This window comes from Ectobacillus ponti (genome assembly GCF_024294785.1).
Taxonomy (GTDB): domain Bacteria; phylum Bacillota; class Bacilli; order Bacillales; family Bacillaceae_G; genus Ectobacillus; species Ectobacillus ponti.
The window spans coordinates 121,160-139,682 of the sequence record NZ_JANCLT010000001.1; the positions used below are offsets into that span (position 1 = coordinate 121,160).

The 18,523-nt window shown below is 52.1% G+C and carries 22 protein-coding genes; 2 read left to right on the top strand and 20 right to left on the bottom strand.

The window, feature by feature from the left end:
* Positions 1–272: 272 nt before the first annotated feature.
* The 16 genes from NK662_RS00685 to NK662_RS00760 form a co-directional block, all read right to left on the bottom strand.
* Positions 273–665 carry an Asp23/Gls24 family envelope stress response protein gene (locus NK662_RS00685; RefSeq protein WP_254756336.1) on the bottom strand — a complete coding sequence of 131 codons (393 nt, stop codon included), beginning with the start codon at positions 663–665 and terminating at the stop codon, positions 273–275.
* 42 nt (positions 666–707) lie between these two features.
* Positions 708–2,060, bottom strand: coding sequence for an acetyl-CoA carboxylase biotin carboxylase subunit (accC, locus tag NK662_RS00690; RefSeq protein WP_254756338.1), 1,353 nt, complete (start codon positions 2,058–2,060; stop codon positions 708–710).
* 14 nt (positions 2,061–2,074) lie between these two features.
* Positions 2,075–2,560, bottom strand: a complete 486-nt coding sequence (gene accB / locus NK662_RS00695; RefSeq protein WP_254756340.1) for an acetyl-CoA carboxylase biotin carboxyl carrier protein — start codon at positions 2,558–2,560, stop codon at positions 2,075–2,077.
* Between the two features lie 384 nt (positions 2,561–2,944).
* On the bottom strand, positions 2,945–3,457 hold the full coding sequence (locus tag NK662_RS00700; RefSeq protein ID WP_254756342.1) for a SpoIIIAH-like family protein: 513 nt from the start codon (positions 3,455–3,457) through the stop codon (positions 2,945–2,947).
* Positions 3,458–3,475: 18 nt separating this feature from the next.
* Positions 3,476–4,117: a stage III sporulation protein AG gene (spoIIIAG, locus tag NK662_RS00705; protein ID WP_254756344.1), complete on the bottom strand. Its 642-nt coding sequence runs from the start codon at positions 4,115–4,117 to the stop codon at positions 3,476–3,478.
* On the bottom strand, positions 4,110–4,739 hold the full coding sequence (spoIIIAF, locus tag NK662_RS00710) for a stage III sporulation protein AF (protein ID WP_254756346.1): 630 nt from the start codon (positions 4,737–4,739) through the stop codon (positions 4,110–4,112). The genes spoIIIAG and spoIIIAF overlap by 8 nt, the downstream gene beginning before the upstream one ends.
* Positions 4,740–4,751: 12 nt before the next feature.
* On the bottom strand, positions 4,752–5,933 hold the full coding sequence (gene spoIIIAE / locus NK662_RS00715; protein WP_254756348.1) for a stage III sporulation protein AE: 1,182 nt from the start codon (positions 5,931–5,933) through the stop codon (positions 4,752–4,754).
* Between the two features lie 12 nt (positions 5,934–5,945).
* Entirely contained in the window at positions 5,946–6,341 is a 396-nt protein-coding gene (spoIIIAD, locus tag NK662_RS00720) for a stage III sporulation protein AD (RefSeq protein WP_254756350.1), read from the bottom strand.
* A 7-nt stretch (positions 6,342–6,348) separates the two neighbouring features.
* Entirely contained in the window at positions 6,349–6,552 is a 204-nt protein-coding gene (gene spoIIIAC / locus NK662_RS00725) for a stage III sporulation protein AC (protein ID WP_254756352.1), read from the bottom strand.
* Positions 6,553–6,565: 13 nt separating this feature from the next.
* Positions 6,566–7,081 carry a stage III sporulation protein SpoIIIAB gene (gene spoIIIAB, locus NK662_RS00730; protein WP_254756354.1) on the bottom strand — a complete coding sequence of 172 codons (516 nt, stop codon included), beginning with the start codon at positions 7,079–7,081 and terminating at the stop codon, positions 6,566–6,568.
* Positions 7,078–7,989, bottom strand: a complete 912-nt coding sequence (gene spoIIIAA / locus NK662_RS00735; protein ID WP_254756356.1) for a stage III sporulation protein AA — start codon at positions 7,987–7,989, stop codon at positions 7,078–7,080. Before spoIIIAA ends, spoIIIAB begins: the two co-directional genes overlap by 4 nt.
* Positions 7,990–8,012: 23 nt before the next feature.
* Positions 8,013–8,294, bottom strand: a complete 282-nt coding sequence (locus NK662_RS00740; protein WP_254756358.1) for a YqhV family protein — start codon at positions 8,292–8,294, stop codon at positions 8,013–8,015.
* Between the two features lie 614 nt (positions 8,295–8,908).
* A complete protein-coding gene (locus tag NK662_RS00745) occupies positions 8,909–9,340 on the bottom strand; it encodes an SRPBCC family protein (protein WP_254756360.1) in 432 nt (143 codons plus the stop codon).
* 197 nt (positions 9,341–9,537) lie between these two features.
* Positions 9,538–10,095, bottom strand: a complete 558-nt coding sequence (gene efp, locus NK662_RS00750) for an elongation factor P (protein WP_254756362.1) — start codon at positions 10,093–10,095, stop codon at positions 9,538–9,540.
* 16 nt (positions 10,096–10,111) lie between these two features.
* Positions 10,112–11,173: a Xaa-Pro dipeptidase gene (gene pepQ / locus NK662_RS00755; RefSeq protein ID WP_254756364.1), complete on the bottom strand. Its 1,062-nt coding sequence runs from the start codon at positions 11,171–11,173 to the stop codon at positions 10,112–10,114.
* Positions 11,174–11,541: 368 nt separating this feature from the next.
* Positions 11,542–12,018 carry a YqhR family membrane protein gene (locus NK662_RS00760; protein WP_254756366.1) on the bottom strand — a complete coding sequence of 159 codons (477 nt, stop codon included), beginning with the start codon at positions 12,016–12,018 and terminating at the stop codon, positions 11,542–11,544.
* Between the two features lie 173 nt (positions 12,019–12,191).
* Between NK662_RS00760 and NK662_RS00765 the strand changes: the two genes are divergently transcribed.
* A complete protein-coding gene (locus NK662_RS00765; RefSeq protein ID WP_254756368.1) occupies positions 12,192–13,115 on the top strand; it encodes a DUF1385 domain-containing protein in 924 nt (307 codons plus the stop codon).
* A 47-nt stretch (positions 13,116–13,162) separates the two neighbouring features.
* A complete protein-coding gene (locus tag NK662_RS00770; protein WP_254756370.1) occupies positions 13,163–13,552 on the top strand; it encodes an SA1362 family protein in 390 nt (129 codons plus the stop codon).
* A 46-nt stretch (positions 13,553–13,598) separates the two neighbouring features.
* On the opposite strand, the gene NK662_RS00775 is transcribed toward NK662_RS00770, so the two are convergent.
* The 4 genes from NK662_RS00775 to NK662_RS00790 all read right to left on the bottom strand — a co-directional run bounded on the left by NK662_RS00775 (position 13,599) and on the right by NK662_RS00790 (position 18,505).
* Entirely contained in the window at positions 13,599–14,543 is a 945-nt protein-coding gene (locus NK662_RS00775) for a 3-hydroxyacyl-CoA dehydrogenase family protein (protein WP_254756372.1), read from the bottom strand.
* A complete protein-coding gene (locus NK662_RS00780) occupies positions 14,540–15,301 on the bottom strand; it encodes an SDR family NAD(P)-dependent oxidoreductase (protein ID WP_254756374.1) in 762 nt (253 codons plus the stop codon). The genes NK662_RS00775 and NK662_RS00780 overlap by 4 nt, the downstream gene beginning before the upstream one ends.
* Positions 15,302–15,580: 279 nt before the next feature.
* Entirely contained in the window at positions 15,581–17,038 is a 1,458-nt protein-coding gene (locus tag NK662_RS00785; protein ID WP_254756376.1) for a CoA-acylating methylmalonate-semialdehyde dehydrogenase, read from the bottom strand.
* A 30-nt stretch (positions 17,039–17,068) separates the two neighbouring features.
* Positions 17,069–18,505: a GntP family permease gene (locus NK662_RS00790; RefSeq protein WP_254756378.1), complete on the bottom strand. Its 1,437-nt coding sequence runs from the start codon at positions 18,503–18,505 to the stop codon at positions 17,069–17,071.
* Positions 18,506–18,523: the final 18 nt, after the last annotated feature.

The window sequence follows — 18,523 nt, forward strand, 5'->3', positions numbered from 1 at the left end:
TCATGATGATACCATAAGTACGGGGTATGTATACTACTGTCTTCGGAAAAAGTTAACTTCAAGGTAATCATCATACCATAATGTACGTGTTTGATGAAATAGGGGGATGGGATGGAAGCGATTGCTTTTCTGTGAAAAGAAAACGCAACAGCCCCTCCTTTTTTGAAGTCCTGAAATGCGGCAGCAGGACCGCTGAATATGCTCCAGGAACAACTCCCCTGTATCCGCCCCACAAAAAAAGGAGGCTGCCTCAGGCAGCCTCCCATTGCTCATTAAATTGGTTCAATCTCCGTCTTCGGCACGTCAAAGGTAACGCCGACAACGTGTACGTTGACTTCCTTCAAATCAAGTCCCGTCATTGTCAGCAGCGCCTGACGGATGTTGTCCTGAATGCGCTGTGCCACAGATGGGATGGAGACGCCAAAATACATCTGGACGTACACATCCACTACAATGCCTTCGTTTGTCAGCTCCACCCGCACACCCTTGCCGTGGTTTTTGCGGCCCAGCTTCTCCACTACACCCGCTGCAAAGTTGCCGCGCATTGCCGCCACACCTTCCACCTCTGTAGATGCGATGCCTGCAATAACTTCGATGACTTCAGGTGCAATCTCCACCTTGCCAAGCGTTGTTTCTTGCCCCATGTCCAGCATATGTTCTGCCATGAGAAAACCTCCTTTTGTTTGCCGCCCGCCTTGGGTGCAGCTTTATTGCTTTACAAGCTCATGCTGCTCCAGGAACTTCGTGTTGAATTCTCCCTTAACGAAGTCAGGATGCTCCAGCAGCTGCTGATGGAACGGAATCGTTGTATGTACACCTTCAATAATGAACTCGCCAAGGGCGCGCTTCATTTTCGCGACCGCTTCTTCCCGCGTCTTTCCGTGTACAATCAGCTTTGCCACCATGGAGTCGTAATAAGGAGGGATGGTGTAGCCCGGATAGACAGCAGAGTCAATCCGCACCCCGTAACCGCCCGGAGGCAGGTACACGTTCACCTTTCCTGGAGATGGCATAAAGTTTTTCGCAGGGTTTTCCGCATTGATGCGGCATTCAATTGCCCAGCCGTTAAACTGCACTTCCTCCTGCGTCAGGGAAAGCTTCTCCCCCGCTGCGACGCGGAGTTGTTCCTTAATCAGGTCCACGCCCGTTACCATCTCAGTAACAGGATGCTCCACTTGAATTCTTGTATTCATTTCCATGAAGTAAAACTTCTTTTGCTTATATTCATAGATAAACTCGACTGTCCCGGCACCTGTGTAATCCACAGCCTGCGCGGCCTTCACCGCAGCCTCTCCCATTTGTCTGCGGACTTCCGCATCCAACGCAGGAGACGGTGTCTCCTCCAGAAGCTTTTGCAGACGGCGCTGGATGGAGCAATCTCGCTCTCCAAGATGAATGACATTGCCGTGCGTATCCGCCATAACCTGAATCTCCACGTGGCGGAAGTCTTCAATATATTTCTCGATATATACACCTGGATTGCCAAAGGCTGTGCTTGCTTCCTGCTGGGTGATTTGGATCCCCTTCACCAGCTCCTGCTCGCTGCGGGCAACGCGAATTCCTTTCCCGCCGCCGCCGGCAGTCGCCTTGATGATCACCGGATAGCCCATTTCGGCTGCCAGCTCAATCGCTTCTTCCGTGCTCTTGATGATGCCCTGTGAACCGGGTACAATCGGAACCCCTGCTTGCTTCATTGTATCACGCGCAACGTCTTTTGTGCCCATTTTTGAAATGGCTTCCGGGGTTGGACCGATAAAAACGATATTGCATTCCCGGCACAGCTCGGCAAAATCAGCATTCTCCGCCAAGAAACCGTATCCCGGGTGAATGCCTTCACAGCCTGTAAGCTTGGCCACGCTGATGATGTTCGTAAAGTTCAGATAGCTCTCCTTGGAGGCTGTAGGGCCAACGCAATAAGCCTCATCCGCCAACTGCACATGCAGCGCCTCTTTGTCAGCCTCTGAATAAATCGCTACTGTTTCAATCCCCATCTCCTTGCAGGCGCGGATAATGCGCACTGCAATCTCACCGCGGTTTGCAATCAATACTTTTTTCAACATGTCCGTTTGCTCCCTTATGCCTTCACGAGGAATAATGGCTGGCCATATTCCACGAGCTGGCCGTTTTTCACCAATACTTCCACAATCTCGCCGTTCACTTCCGCTTCAATCTCGTTAAACAGCTTCATTGCTTCTACAATGCACACAACAGTGTCTTCGCCGACACGGCTGCCGACAGAAACGTAAGGGCCGACCTCCGGGGACGGAGACGCATAGAATGTGCCAACCATTGGAGATGTAATTTTATGCAGGTTTGCCGCTTCAGCTGCCGGCGCTTCCTTCACCTCTGGCGCAGGCGCTGCCGCCGGTGCTGGTGCAGGTGCTGCCTGTACTGCCGCCGGAGCCGCCTGCTCTACAACAGGTACTGCTTGATATGTAACTACTTCGCCGGATTGCTTTTTCATCCGGATGGAAGCTCCCTCATTTACGTACTCAAACTCGTCAATGTTGGAGTTGTCAATCAGCTTAATCAGTTCCCGTACTTCTTGAATCTTGAACATGGATTCCACTCCCATCTACTTGTTTACACCTTCATCTTACGACAAAATGTTTTAAAATTCCAATTATTTTTATAAAATATCGTATTCTATTATATAACACTCTTTGTGCATAAAGAGTTATTACCTAGTAATAATAGCAACTAACACGCAAAATTGGCAAGACCACTGTTACAGAAAAATTTTCCTCCCCTTTTATCCTCTCCCTAACTTCTATCCCACAAACATATTTCCCTGTCCTCATGCCAGCTTTTCTTCATTTTTGGCAGGTGAGTTTGCCAGAATACAAGAGGTGCCTCCATCAAAAGAAAGGGTTGTAATTCCTTTCACAGAAGGACAGCCAACAGAAAAGCTACCGGGGAATTCCGGTAGCCTTTGGTTATTCTATCATTTAGCCGGGTCAAACTGTACGTTCACATCGCGGATGCCTGTCTCGCCGCGCACCAGCTGAATGATTGTGTTTGCCTCGGAAGCAGATTGCTTCTCGGATTTCAGCGTGACTTTGACGGAATTGCTTTCAGCGCGCACAAGCGCATCCTTGGATACCTTGGACTTGATGAGCGTTTCAAGCAGCTTCTCCTTTGCTTCCATCTCCTGGATTTGCTGAATCTTCTGGTAGGCTTCATTCTTCTGCTCAGCTGTCGCTGTGCCGGATGTCATCATGTCGCGCAATTCTGCTTTCATCGCGCTGCGCTGGTCATCCATTTGCAGGCGGAGATCCACAAACATATCGCTGCCGGAGGATTTTGCCGTTTCCTTGCTTGCCCCCTTCTTCGCAGCCTGCTCCACTGTGGAAGCTACATTGGATCTCGGGCTGTCAGGCGTTGTCACGTAATACACGGACAGCACCACCACCAGACTTAACATCGTCAATAACCATACTGTTTGCTTTTTCACCACTATTGTTCCTCCCCAGTTTTATTTCTTTACATTGACAGCTACCTTATGGCTTTCAACGCCAAGGAAGCGGGTCACCATTTCAATGATTTCCTTCTTCACTTCCAAATCGCCGGCGCCTTCTGCCGTAACAGCCACACCACGGACAGGAGGCTTATCCTCTTTAATCACAATCGGCCCTTCACTATTATCACTGCGGATAATGGTTGTCTTCTCATCCTGTGTTTCATCTTGGATTTGCCGGTTGCCGCCCTGCGGGTCCTTTTCTGTGGTTGTTTGCGTCCGGGTCGTCCGATCCTTGTTCAGCACTTTGATGTTGGTAGAATCCAAGTTTACATATACTGTGACGCTTCCTACGCCCTTAATGGATTCCAGCAAACTCTGCAGCTCATCCTCCAGCTCCTTTTCTGCTTTCCCAATGCTGGAAGAGGTGCTGTTCTTGGAAGCAAATGCCGGAACATCCTCCGGCTTGCTGCCCGCAGTCTGATTATTGAATACGGGAACCTCCTTCTTCGCCTGAAACAGGTTGCCGGAAAACATCAGGAGAATACCCGCAGCCAGCAAGCCGACCATCACCTTGGGCGCCAGCTTCTTCCTTGTTCGTTCGTCTTCCTCAGATCCCTTCAGAAATTTGCTGAGGAAGCTCGGCTTCTTCTCATTCATTGGCTCCTTCCGTCCCCCCTTCCGTCTGCACCTGAATTTTGCCTGCATCTAGCTGCCATTCCTTTGCGAGGAATTGTTGGATTTCCTTGGCTGTCTGGTTGTCCACCTGGCGGGAGCGCGGCTTCGCCGTATCAATTTCAACCGGCTTCACTGCTTCTACGGCCCTGGGGCGTTTGTCCGCCTTCGCAACGGTAACAGCAATGGACTGCACATCCTGCTCGGAGCTGATGTCTTTTCCGTCCGGCGCTGTAATATGCAGCTTGACGACACTCATGCCGTACTCCCCTTGCACCTTGTCCGCCACCTGCTCCTTCAGTTGGACAGCCATCTGTTGTAAAATATATGCACGCTGTGAAGCTTGTATTTCTTTTTTCTTCGCATCAATTAAATTTTCTACATTTGTGCCGTTCGCGTAGGTTTTGCTGTTGAAGCTGGCGATGACTTCGCCCACATCCGTCCGAAGCAACTTGAATAAAGGTGTCAAAATCAGCACGATCAGCAGCAGGCTGACCACGAACTTCACATACTTCTGCATGCCCGAGTTTGGCAGAATCATATGCATGACGGTCGCCAGCAGCAGAAAGAGAATGATATTCCGGATCCATTCTGTCAGAAACTCCATATCCCCGCCTCCTTACCGCATCATCAGCGTAATATTGCCGGCTGCGATAATAATGGTAATGCTGAGGAAAAACATCAGCGACACAATAGCCAGACAAGCAAACACATACGTGATGCTTTTGCCGATAATGTCCAGGCATTGAATGATGGAGCCGCTGCCGACCGGCTGCAGAGCGGCGGCGGCAAATTTGTAGATAAAGCCGACTGCAAAAATTTTAATGGCAGGAAATGCCACAATGATCAGCAGAATGACGACACCGGCAATGCCGACCGTATTTTTCAGCAGAGCCGAGGCGCTGAGCACGGTGTCGGCAGCCTCGGTGAACATACGGCCGACGACCGGAATAAAGTTGCCGGTCACAAACTTTGCCGTTTTCACCGCAATGCCGTCTGCAACCGCACTGGCTGTCCCCTGCACGGACAATACACCGAGGAATACCGTCAAGAAAATACCGATGAGCCCGACGCTTACATTTTGCAGCAGCTTGGCCAGCTTGGTGACCTTGTATTCTTCGCTCATTGTGCTCACAATGCCGAGAACCGTCGCCAGGAATAACAGGGGCAGCACCACATAATTCATCAGCATGCCGCTCGTATTCATCAAGAACACAATGACCGGATGGAAGAACGAGACCGATACGACGCCGCCGCCTGTTGCAATCAGGGCCAGCAGGATCGGCACGAGCGCCAGAATGAAATCGATCATGGTTTGAATGGTTTCCTTTGCATACGTCGTCACCACGTAAAAGCTGTTTAAAGCAAAAACAATGAGCACCAGGTATACTACGGCATCCGCAATCTTGCCTGTCCCACTTTTATCAAACGCCGACTGCAGCGACTGCAAAAGCGCGCTGAATACGGTCAGCATGATCAGCGTGCCGAGCAGCTTGCTGTTCGCCAGCAGCTCGTGAAATAAATATTTGACAAGTCCCTTAAACCATTCCTGCAGAGACAGCTGCTTGTCTCCCTTCACAAACTCCATGAAGCTCCCCTTCTGGCTCTCCGGCAGATAGCCGCCGTATTTCGTCAGCACGTCATCCCAATATTTCTTGATTTCCTCCACGCCGAGCTTTTCCAGCTGCTGATTCACGGCGGCATCCGGCACAGCTTCGCTTTTTTGCGAGGCTTGTACCAAATGCGGCAAAGAAAAAAACAAGAGAAAGATGAGCAGCGCTTTTGTCCCTATATCCCGCACAAGCTCTCCCCCTTATTTCGGCAAAAACCCGAGAATGGTTTCAATCACAACAGTCAGAATGGGGATGGCCATCACCAGAATCAGCAGCTTGCCCGCCAGTTCAATTTTAGAGGCGATGGCCCCCTGTCCCGCATCCTTTGTCACCTGTGCCCCAAACTCCGCGATGTAGGCGATTCCGATAATCTTCAAAAGTGTTTCTACATAGATGCTGTTTACATTCGCCTGCTTCGCAATGCGCTCAATCATCTGCAGCACGGCGCTGACTTGGTCAATCAAAATGAGGAACATTACGCTGCCGACAAACACAATAAACAACGAGGTGATACTGGACTTTTGCTGGTTGAGCACCGCTGCCAGGAAGGTGGCGATCAGCCCAAGACCGACAATTTGCAAGATCTCAATCGCCATCGCCCCCTTAATGGAATAAAAAAACGCTCTTAATTTTGTCAAACAGGTTGTTCAGCAGCATGGCCACCTGAAACAAAATAACGACAAAGCCCACAAGAATGACCCAGTTCGCCACATCCTCCCGCTTCAGCTCCTTCAGGATGGCATGCACGAACGCAAGAATGATGCCGATTCCGGCGATTTGAAAGATTAACCCTACATCAATGGACATACCTGCTTTCCCCCTATAGCAGCAAAATGACGATGAGCAGCCCTGTCAGCACGCCAAGACTTCTCATCATACGTTCATACTGGAGTTGGGCATCCTTCGCTTCGCCCTCTTCCCGTTCGAGATGCGTGATGCAAAGACGAATATGCTTTTGCTGCGAATCCCGGTCATGCTGTCCAAGCGTTTCGCCAAACTGCTGCAAAATCTCCAGCTCTGTTTTCTTTAGCGCCGTCAGCTTCCATACCTGCACAAGGCTGTCATTCCAGGCTTCGCGCACCGTTTTCTCCCCCTTGCAGAGCTCAGCCTCAAAGGTCTCAAAAAACCAGCACAGCGGCTTTGGCATCTGCTTGGCCAACCGCTGTGCGGCGTCCCGCAGCGGCGTGTGGCCATACATAATTTCCGCTTCCAGCGATTGCAAGGCTGACTTCAGCAGCCGCAGCTGGCGCGGGCGCTCACTATACCGCTTGGCCAGCTGAAACCCGACCCAGGTGGTCGCGATGACAATCAGAACCGCTCCCATCAGCTTGATCATGCCCGCACCACACTTTCCTTCGGCAAAGGGCGGCCCTGCTCGTCCCTGATGGCCTTAACTGTGCCCGGCCCATGCAGCCGGCTCAATTCTATATATCGTTCAAACACGCCCTGCTCCAGCAGCGAACGCAATGACGGCCGCTTCCACAAATCCTCGTAAGCATGTCCATGAGCGGTAACGAACAGCTGCACCCCGGCATGCACAGCTTCAAGAATGGCTTCACTGTCCTCCAGACGGCCCACCTCGTCCACAATCAGCACCTCCGGACTCATCGAACGAATCAGCATCATCATGCCTTCCGCCTTCGGACAGGCATCCAGCACATCCGCACGCATGCCCAGCTCATACTGTGGCACACCCTTAACACAGCCGGCGATTTCCGAGCGTTCATCGACAATGCCGACTTTTGCAGAAGGGATGCTTGCAGTGCCTGTACTCATAATCCGCGCAGCATCCCGAAGCAATGTCGTTTTCCCCGTCTGCGGCGGGCCGATGATCATTGTGTTCCGCCATCTTCCGTTATAAACATATGGCAGGAGCGGCTCGGCAATGCCAAGCTTTTGCCGGGCAATCCGGATATTAAAGGAGGTGACATCTCGAATGAGCTTGACGCTGCCCTTTTCAGTGATGACTTTGCCGGCCAGCCCGACACGGTGCCCGCCCCGGAGCGTCACATAGCCGCGCTTCAGCTCCTCCTCCATCGTGTAGATGGAATAGTGGCTCAGCTTATTTAACATATACATGGCGTCTTCGGCGTTCGGCAGATAATCTACAAAATGCGGCTTTCCCCGCACAAGGCATTCCAGCGGACGCTGCAGCCGGATGCGGATTTCCTCCAGCCCCTCAGCAGGCACCTGCCGGAGGGCATTTTGCATTTCTTTTGGCAAAATCTCCAATGCTTCTCTCATGGCCTTCTCCCTATACTTGTTTTCTATTTGAAAATGGCGATAAAAATGCAGCCGATGCCAAGCACAAGAAAAAACAGTTTCAGAAAGGACAGCTCCTGTGCCACGCTTAAAATCCCAATGGACATCGTTACAATCAGCACCGTCGGACCGACAAAAGCCAGCATGCCATTTACGACAAGCGCCTTCTTCGCATCATTCAAGTACAGCATAATAAGCGCTGCGATAATTTCCACACTGCCTGAAAAAATCCGGAGCGCAGCCATCGCCAGCACCGCGCCCTCTATTCCCGTCAACCACTGCTTCACTGCTTCACCTTCCCTCGTCTGCAAAAAGAGTACATTTGTACCACGATATGCCGGGGCTGTCCATTTCATGACTAGAAAAGCGCAGGGGACTCGCCAGGCTTCCAGAAGGGAGGTTCTCCGGTCTGAGAGGCGCTTTTTGTCTCTCTGTGCCGGAGGTTCTCCCTGGCAGGAAGCCAGTCCCCGGAGCTGGACACCAAGAAAAGCGCAGCCGGCTCGTTCAGGCCACAGAAGGGAGGTTCCGGCTCCTAAAAGGCGCTTTTTGCCTTTTATGGTGACGGGTTCTCCCTGGCAGTGGGCTAGCCGACGGAGCTGGACACCAAGAAAAGCGCAGCCGGCTCGTTCAGGCCACAGAAGGGAGGTTCCGGCTCCTAAAAGGCGCTTTTTGCCTTTTATGGTGACGGGTTCTCCCTGGCAGTGGGCTAGCCGACGGAGCTGGACACTAAGAAAAGCGCAGCCGGCTCGTTCCGCCCACAGAAGGGGAGGGCCGGCCTGCATTCCCTATAAATAGAGCGCCGGCATCTGAAGCATTCCAGACGTCTGTATGCCCGGCTCTGTTGCGAATCTGCCTCAAAAACTCCCATCCGCTTTTTCAAAGCAACAAAAAAAGAGAGCTCTTAAGCTCTCTCCACACATGTTTTCAACTTCTGCAGCTGCTGCTGAAACAGCATGTCACAAAAGGCTGACACCATCGGCAGCATGACTCCCATCCAGGCGCTTGTCTGCATATGGCACTGCTGCTGCAGGAGCGTTTGCCCCCTGTGCTCGTGCAGCACGTACCGCAGCTGCAAGGAAAACATCGGCGCCTGCAGCGACAGCCCCAGCTCCTCATTCTCCCGGTAAGACGTCACAGTCCCATTCCAGGTCACCTGCGAAACAGGGAGCCGCATGGTTTGCTGAAAAGCTGCCCCCTCCAGGAAATCCCCCTTCCTTTCGTAGGTGAACGATTCAAGCCCGTCCATCCACTTCTTCATCCGTTCTCCGTCCGTCAGCCACTGGAACACCCCGGCGGCCGGGGCCGCAATCATAATTTCATATTCACGCTTCATCCCATCCCCCGCTTTCACTTCTATTTTAAGAGACCGCACAGAAAATATGTACTATTCTGATTTCTCAATGAAACAGCGGCAGATTGAGGGCCAGCCGCAGAACGGAGCAAATAAGCCCAGACACCGGCTACGAGCATCCACCTCTCCTATCACAAAAAAAGAAGCCGCAGGAGTTAAGCTCCTGCGGCTTCCTGCCATTACGCACGGGATACGTAACGGGATTCTGCTGTGTTGATGATCAGTGTTTCACCTTCGTTGATGAAGATTGGCACCTGTACGACAAGGCCAGTTTCCATAGTAGCCGGCTTTGTCACGTTGGAAGCAGTGTCACCCTTAATGCCCGGCTCTGTTTCCACAACCTTCAGTTCAACTGTATTTGGCAGCTCTACGCCAAGCACTTCAGTTTGGAACGTCATGATGTACACTTCCATGTTTTCCTTCAGGAACTTCAGCTCGCGCTCGATCTGCTTTGCAGGCAGTTCTACTTGCTCATAGCTTTCGTTGTCCATGAATACGTGCGCATCGCCGCTTGCATACAGGTATTGCATGCGACGGTTTTCAATGTGCGCCTTTTCTACTTTTTCACCGGCACGGAATGTTTTTTCCTGAATCGCGCCTGTACGCAGGTTGCGCAGCTTGGAGCGGACGAATGCCGCACCTTTACCCGGCTTTACGTGCTGGAAATCAATAACCTGCCAGATCGCGCCGTCTGTTTCAATTGTTAAGCCTGTACGAAAATCGTTTACTGAAATCATGAAGCTTCCTCCTGAATTATAAAATGATCAGTTCCTTTGGAGAACTTGTCAAAATCTCGTTGCCTTCGCCCGTCACCAGCACGTCGTCCTCAATCCGGACGCCGCCGAGCTGCGGAACATAAATACCCGGCTCCACTGTCACCACCATGCCCGGTTCAAGCGGCATGTCAGAGCGCACAGAGAGACTTGGGCCTTCATGGATTTGCAGACCGATGCCATGGCCTGTGGAATGGCCGAAGTATTGTCCGTATCCTTGTTCTGTTATGTAATCGCGTGTCAGTGCGTCCGCCTGCTTTCCGGTGATGCCGGCCCGTATGCCATTCACACCGCGCAGCTGCGCTTCCAGCACGATTTCATATATCTTTTTCAGCTCCGGGGACGGCTCGCCCACTGCCACTGTCCGTGTCAGGTCAGAGCAGTATCCTTTATAATATGCCCCGAAGTCAAGCGTCACAAAATCGCCCTTCTCAATCACCTTATCGGAGGCTACCCCATGCGGCAGCGCGGAGCGATAGCCGGAGGCAACAATAATATTGAAGGAAGAAGATGCGGCGCCTTGCTTGCGCATGAAAAACTCCAGCTCGTTTGACACCCCCAGCTCCGTACGTCCCGGGCTGATATATGTCAAGATATGAGAGAAGGCTGCATCGGCAATCTGTGCCGCTTCCTTTAATATCTTAATCTCATCATGTGTCTTAATCAAGCGTAACTTTTCCACCAGACCGGAAACAGGGACAAGCTCCGCTTCTGCCTGGCCTTTGTATACCTGATACTCGCTGTATGTCAGGCTGTCCTGCTCAAAGCCAAGCTTCCCAATTCCGAGTTCCTTCGCCTGCTTCGCCACCTCTTCTGAAATCAACCCTGTATGCTGGACGATTTCATAGCCGGCAGCCTGCTTCTCCGCCTGCTCCATGTAGCGGAAGTCCGTGATGAACAGAGCGCGGTCCGCCGAAATGAGAGCAACACCGGCTGTGCCTGTAAAACCGGTCATGTATGTACGATTATAGCCATTTGTAATCAGCAGGCCATCAATGCCCGCCTGCCCGAAGGAAGCCCGCAATGCTTGCAGCTTGTCCAAAATAAGCCCTCCCTTGTTTTGTATGCTCTCGCAAAAAAAGAATGTTCATTGAACATTCTATCCTGTGGCATGCTCCCGCGGCTCACGCAGGCGGGATTCTCTTTATGAGAAGGCTGCAAAACTGCCTGATCCTCAATGGGGATGCCAATTCCCGCTACGCCCTCAGCCATACGGCCATCGGGCGTACGTTCTATTTTTCTGATGCTTGCTCACAAACGAGCGTGTACTTTCGCATTTGGCCAAAGCAATCTGAAAAGTAGGACTATCTATATTTTAACATTTCAAATACTTGGTGTACAGAACCCAGATTCGACATGTTTCAGTATACTGACCGGGCTCTCATGAGTATCTCGGCGCAGCCTTTCCGCCTATCTCAGGCCGCCTTGATTTTCTTCAAGCGCCTCGTAGGACACGGAATAGGACAGGAACACACCATATAAGATAAAAATACAGATTGTCGCGATAACTGTCTCCTTGGGAAGCTGCAGAGCATTCTTCAGAACGGGAGATAACGAGCCGATTACAAAGAAAACCAGCCCCCACCACACAAGGCCGTATGGAATGCCCGGGACCACACCTTGAAATTTTTTCAGAAACAAGCCGTACAGGATGGCAGTCCCGATGGAAAACAGCCCCATGACTGCAACACCGCCCAGTTGTCCCCACATGCCCTCTTTCCAGCTGCCGAGTGCAAGCGGCATAAGCAAATAGTTTGGCCCGACCTCTGTAAATGAGAAAATATGCAGCAAGTACCATACAAGTCCCCAGAAAATACCACCGAACAAGCCTATTTTCACCACATTTTTCATAAAGGAATTCGGCCTCTGCCGCTTTTGTTTTTCCATTTTTTCTCACCCCGCCTGTTAGTATGTCCGAAAGCCTGGCGGAACATGTTGTTTAGAATGAAAAAAACTTGGCGATAACAGAAAGAGACGTCCTGCCAAGCTTTGCCGTTTTCCTTGTCAGAAAGCAAGTTCTACCGTTAAAATGAAGAAAAACGACACAGGTTGGTGCATGTATGGCAGGAGAAATGAAACAAATCTATGGCGGTCAGGCTGTAGTAGAAGGAGTTATGTTCGGCGGCAGAGAATATACTGTTACAGCCATTCGCAGAAAGGACGCTTCCATCGAGTTTTACCGTGTGCCCCGCACACAGCACCCCATCCTCGAGGTCTTGAAGCGGATTCCGTTTCTGCGCGGCATTGCCGCCATCCTGTACGCTTCAGCAACAGGCTCCAAGCACTTGCAGTTTGCGTCAGAGCGATATGATGTGGACCCGGGGGACGATGCAGCCCTTGCGGCCAAGAAGGAGAAGGAAACGCCCAAAGCAGCGATGGTGCTGGGAGTGGCTGCCCTTGGGGTACTGTCCTTCTTATTCGGCAAAATCCTGTTTTCGGCAATTCCGGCATTATTGGCAGCTCTCGCACGCCCCGTTTTTGCCTCGGATGCAGCACAAATTGTATTGGAAAGCTTTATTAAGCTCGTTCTCTTACTATCTTACATTTATTTCGTATCGCTCACCCCGTTGATCAAGCGGGTGTTTCAGTATCATGGCGCAGAGCATAAAGTAATCAATGCCTATGAGAGCAATGCTCCTCTCACGGTAGAGCACGTACAGCAGCAAACAAGGCTTCATTACCGCTGCGGCAGCAGCTTTATTCTCTTTACTGTCATCGTCGGCATGTTTATTTATTTTCTTGTCCCGACAGAACCGCTCTGGCTGCGGGTCGGATCCCGCATTCTGCTCATTCCTATTGTTCTCGGCATTTCATTTGAGGTGCTGCAGATGACGAACCTCGTGCGCAATGTCCCTATGCTGCGCTGGCTCGGCTATCCAGGGCTGTGGCTGCAGCTGCTGACAACCAAAGAGCCGACGGATGAGCAAGTGGAGGTGGCCATTTCCTCGTTTCAAGAGCTGCTTCGTCTGGAGAGAAATGAATGATACACATATAACATTTCATACTTGTTTTTCTCTAGGAGGTGTATTCAATGAACGGTCGCTCATTAACTTTCGTCCTTTTTGTTGTAGTGATGGGGCTGGCAGCCTTCCAATTCGTTTCGTACCTCATCACCAACCCAGGGAAACTGCTGGGAAATCTGCTGACGATCGGCATTGTGTTAGGTGCGTTTTACTGGCTGTATCGACTGTTTTCCAATTCCGGATCTTCGGCTGATACAAGAGCTTCCTACAACCGTGCCGCCAAGCAATCCAAGCGCAAATATGCCAAGCAAAACGTAACACCTCTATCCATCAAGCGGGCAGCCGAAAGCAAGCTTCGCAAAAGCAGCGCCGCAGGCTTGAAAAAGAAACGAAAATCCACGCACCTTACGGTCATTGAGGGCAAGAAAAGCAAAAAAAAGAACCGCGCATCCTTTTGAATGCGCGGTTCTTTTCTGTAGAAAAGGGTGGCGATGAAAACAGCCTTTATACGAGCTCCCGTTCAAAATCCTGCTTCAAGAGACGAATCAATTCACTTTCCCGCTCGCTGTTCATCCGCTCATGCAGCTCTGGTGTCCACTCATAGAAGCCTGCTCCATTTTTCTGCCCGTACTTCCCTTCTGCCACCAGTTGGCCCATGCTCGGCAGGGACGGCTGCGTGCTCAAGTCCGGAATCAGATAGGAGGAAATTGTATGGATGACATCCAGACCGCCCATATCCGCGCTCATAAATGGCCCTGTGGCAGATAAACGGCGGCCGATGCTGTAGCGCACTGCGATGTCGATTTCCTCCGCGCTTGCCACGCCCTGCTCGTACAAGGCATGGGCTTCACGAAGCAGCGCATATTGCAGGCGGTTGGCGATAAAGCCCGGGACATCCTTCTGTACAACAATCGGCTGCTTCTTCATCTGCTGCAGCAGAGACAAAGAACGCTTCACAGCTCCCTCTCCCGTCCGTTCTCCCCTTACAATCTCCACCAGCGGCACAAGATGGCCCGGATTCCAGAAATGCGTCACAACCATCCGCTCCGGGCGCTCCATCCGGGCTGCAATCGCCGTCGGGCTGAGGCCTGATGTATTGCTGGCCAAAATCACATCAGGCGGACACAGCACATCCAGCTTCTCGTACAGCTCCTGCTTCAGTTCGAGAATTTCCGGCACCGCTTCAATGATAAAAGTCCGGTCCGCCACACACTCCTCAAGTGACAGCGTAAAGGTAACGCGCTTCTGAATTTCTGCGATTTCAGCCGCCGGGAAAAAGCCATGCGCCTGCAGCACCGCCAGCTTCTCAGCAACGCCCGTCTGCCCGCGGACGATATCCGCTTCCGTTGTTCCCCAAACCATCGTTTCAAATCCGGTCATAGCCGCCGCCAACGCAATGGAATGGCCCATTGTGCCGCAGCCTAATACAGCCAGTTGTTCTCTCATCATATCGCTGTCCAGCCTCCGTCCACACGAATTGTTTCGCCCGTTACAAACCCTGCCAAATCTGATGCCAAATACAGCACAGCCCCCGTCACATCTGACGGCTGCGCCAGGCTGCCAATCGGAATGCGACTCAGCACATCCTGATAGAATGCCTGGTCCGCAAACATTCTCTCCGTAAACTCCGTCTCAATAAAGGTCGGGGCCACCGCATTCACGCGAATTCCCAGCTTCGCCCACTCGATGGCCAGCGCCTTCGTCAGCTGCACCGCTCCTCCTTTGCTGGAGCAATAGGCGGCCCGCTTGATGTAGCCGACGAACGCCATCTGCGAGACAATGTTAATGATGCGGCCGCGCTGCCGCCTGCTCATGTGAAGGCCGGCGCGCTGGGCGCAGAAAAAGGTGCCTTTCAAATTCGTATCGATCACACTGTCCCAATCTGCCTCTGTCACTTCAAAGGCCGGCTTTGGGATATTGACTCCGGCATTATTCACCAAAATATCCAGGCCGCCCAATCGGTCCGCCGCCTCGTCCACCATCCTATAGACCTGTTCCACATCCTGCATGTCAGCCACAATGTACGAGCAACGTCCATGCACCTGCTGCAGCTCGGCAACAGCCTCCGCCAGGGCCGCTTCTCCTCTGCCGGTAATCACGATATCTGCCCCGAGGCGGGCAAACGCAAGGGCCATGTCCTTGCCGATGCCTTTGCTGCCGCCGGTAACCAGCACCTTCTGGCCTTTCAGCTCCGAAAAGTAGTCCATTCCAATCCCTCTTTCATGCAGAAGGCAGGGGGCCTCATTCAGCTCCCTGCCTCTGTTTCTTCCTTGCTTGCCAGGGAGGACCAGTCTCCTCCAATCTTTTCTTGCCCTTCTGGAAGCCGGGCGAGTCCCTCTGCTTTTGTTGGTGTCCAGCTATATCGGCTAGCCCACTGCCAGGGAGAACCTCCCTTCTGTGGGCTGAACGAGCCGGTTCCGCTTTTCTTGATGTCCAGCTACACCGGCTAGCCCACCGCCAGGGAGAACGAGCCGGTTCCGCTTTTCTTAGTAGCGGGCTGTCACCATTTTTTTGCGGGTATAGAACTCTACGCCGTCCTTGCCGTTCGCGTGCAGATCTCCATAGAAGGAGTTCTTATAGCCGGAGAATGGGAAGAAGGCCATTGGAGCCGGCACACCCAGGTTGATGCCGAGCATACCTGCGTCAATATCTTCACGGAACTGGCGCACAGCCTTCGCGCTGTCTGTGTACAGGCAAGCACCGTTGGCAAACTCAGAGCGGTTTGTAATTTCAATTGCCTCAGCCAGATCCTTCGCACGCACGATGGACAGCACCGGCGCAAAGATTTCATCGTTCCAAATCGTCATGCCCGGCTGTACGCAGTCAAAGATTGTCGGGCCGACAAAGTAGCCTTGTCCGCTTGTCGCTGCATCCTTACGGCCATCACGAACGAGAATCGCACCCTCTTGCTCACCTGTTTCAATGTACTTGATCGTGCGCTCCTTATGGGAGTCACGGATGACCGGACCGAGGAATACGCCGTTGTCCATGCCATTTCCGATTTTAATATTTTCAGCTGCTTCCACCAGACGGCTTACCAGCTCATCAGCCACATCGCCTACCGCAACAACAACAGCACACGCCATGCAGCGCTCGCCCGCAGAACCGAAGGCGGCCCCGATGATGTTGGATACTGCATTATTCAGATCGGCATCCGGCAGTACAATAGAATGGTTCTTTGCGCCAGCCAGTGCTTGTACACGCTTGCTGTGAGTTGCCGCTGTCTTGTACACATACTCAGCAACCGGCTGGGAGCCTACGAAGGAAACAGCCTTGATGTCAGGGTGTGTCAGAATGCCGTTTACCACATCATGCGCACCGTGCACGATGTTCAGCACGCCCGCCGGAAGACCTGCCTCCGTGAACAGCTCCGCCAAACGGTTTGCCAGAAGCGGTGTACGCTCAGATGGCTTCAGCACGAATGTGTTGCCGCAAGCAATGGCCAGCGGGAACATCCAGCACGGCACCATCATCGGGAAATTAAACGGTGTAATGCCGCCAACCACGCCGACTGGGTACCGGTACATGCCGGATTCAATGCCTGTTGCAATATCAGGCAGCTGGCTGCCCATCATAAGCGTTGGTGCCCCCGCAGCAAACTCAACACACTCGATGCCGCGCTGCACCTCGCCATATGCTTCCTCGTAGCTTTTGCCATTTTCCAAGGTTACAAGGCGGGCAAGCTCTTCCCAATTTTCCACAAGCAGCTGCTGATATTTAAAGAGAATGCGGGAGCGGCGCGGAACCGGTGTCTTGCTCCATGTACGGAATGCTTCCTTGGCTACTGCCGCCGCATTGTCCAGGTCTTCTCTGCTGGAGATTGGAACGTACGCCAAGGCTTCTCCTGTTGCAGGGTTTGGCACAACCTCCGTTTGCCCGGAAACAGCTTCCACCCACTGGCCGCCGATGTAGTTTTTCAATGTTTGTACTGTAGTTGTTGTCATGTCTAGTTCCTCCCTCTATCCTTCTATAAATTATACAAGTCCTGTCAGGCTGTATACGCCGATGACGAAGAAGCAGGCAATCGTCTTGATGACGGTGACTGCAAAAATATCGCGGTATGCTTGACGGTGTGTCAATCCTGTAACCGCCAGCAAAGTGATAACAGCACCGTTGTGCGGCAGAGAATCCATACCACCGGATGCCATTGCTACAACACGGTGCATAACTTCTGGCGGGATGCCATATTTAGAAGCTGCCTCCACGTATTTCTCGCCCATGGCAGCAAGGGCAATCCCCATCCCGCCGGAAGCGGAACCGGTGATGCCGGCAAGGACGTTTGTTGTGACCGCCCCGTTCACCAATGGATTGGTGAAGGTATGGGAAATGCCGTCACGAACTACACCAAAGCCAGGCAAAGCAGAGATAATGCCCCCGAAGCCGTACTCGGAGCCGGTGTTCATTGCGGCAAGCAGCGCACCGCCGATGCTGGCATTCAAGCCTGTCTGGAAGTTTTGCATGACTCCCTTGAAGTTAAATGCAAGCGTTGCCAAAATACCGATGACAAGTGCCATTTCTACAGACCAAATGCCCACTACTGCAGACAGTTCTACCTTTGCAAACTGCTTCAGGCCGATTTTTGAGAAATCAAAGCCGTTCGGATACCACTTTGGAAGATTCAACGTAAAGAATTTGTTCATCACGCCTACCAGAATGAGCGGCACAAAAGCCAGTGCCTGCCGAAGCTTGCTGATTTCCACTTCCGGCGCAGCAGATTGAGGAAGCGCTTCTTGCAAGGCTGCAGCCATTTCTTCCTGTGAATTTCCAAATCCGTAATAACCTTCCCCGGCAGCTCTTGCTTTCTTCGAACGGGACTCCAGGTATACGATACCCAGAACGAATACGAAGATGGCGCCAATGACACCAAGTGTCGGAGCAGCATAGATCGTTGTTTTAAAATACGTTGTCGGAATTACGTTTTGAATTTGCGGTGTTCCCGGCAGCGCATCCATTGTAAAGGACAGCGCCCCAAGGGCAATCGTACCAGGAATCAGACGCTTTGGAATGTTTGCCTCACGGAACAGGTTTGCCGCAAACGGGTACACAGCAAAGGCCACTACGAACAAGCTCACGCCGCTGTAAGTCAGAATTGCACACATTAATACAATTGCCAACACAGCACGCTTGGCGCCGACAAACTGCACGATTGTCTTGGCAATGGAAGCAGCCAGGCCGGACATTTCTACAAGCTTGCCGAAAATCGCCCCCAGCAGGAATACCGGGAAGTACAGCTTAATGAAGCCAACCATCTTCTCCATAAAAATGTTGGAGAAGAACGGCAGGGCGTAGTTTGGTTCTGTCAAAATGACAGCAAGCAACGCACACAGCGGCGCAAAGAGAATAACGGAAAAGCCGCGGTACGCAATCAACATAAGAAGGCCTAACGCTAAAATAATAACGAACAAATCCACACTCGTTCCCCCAATCCC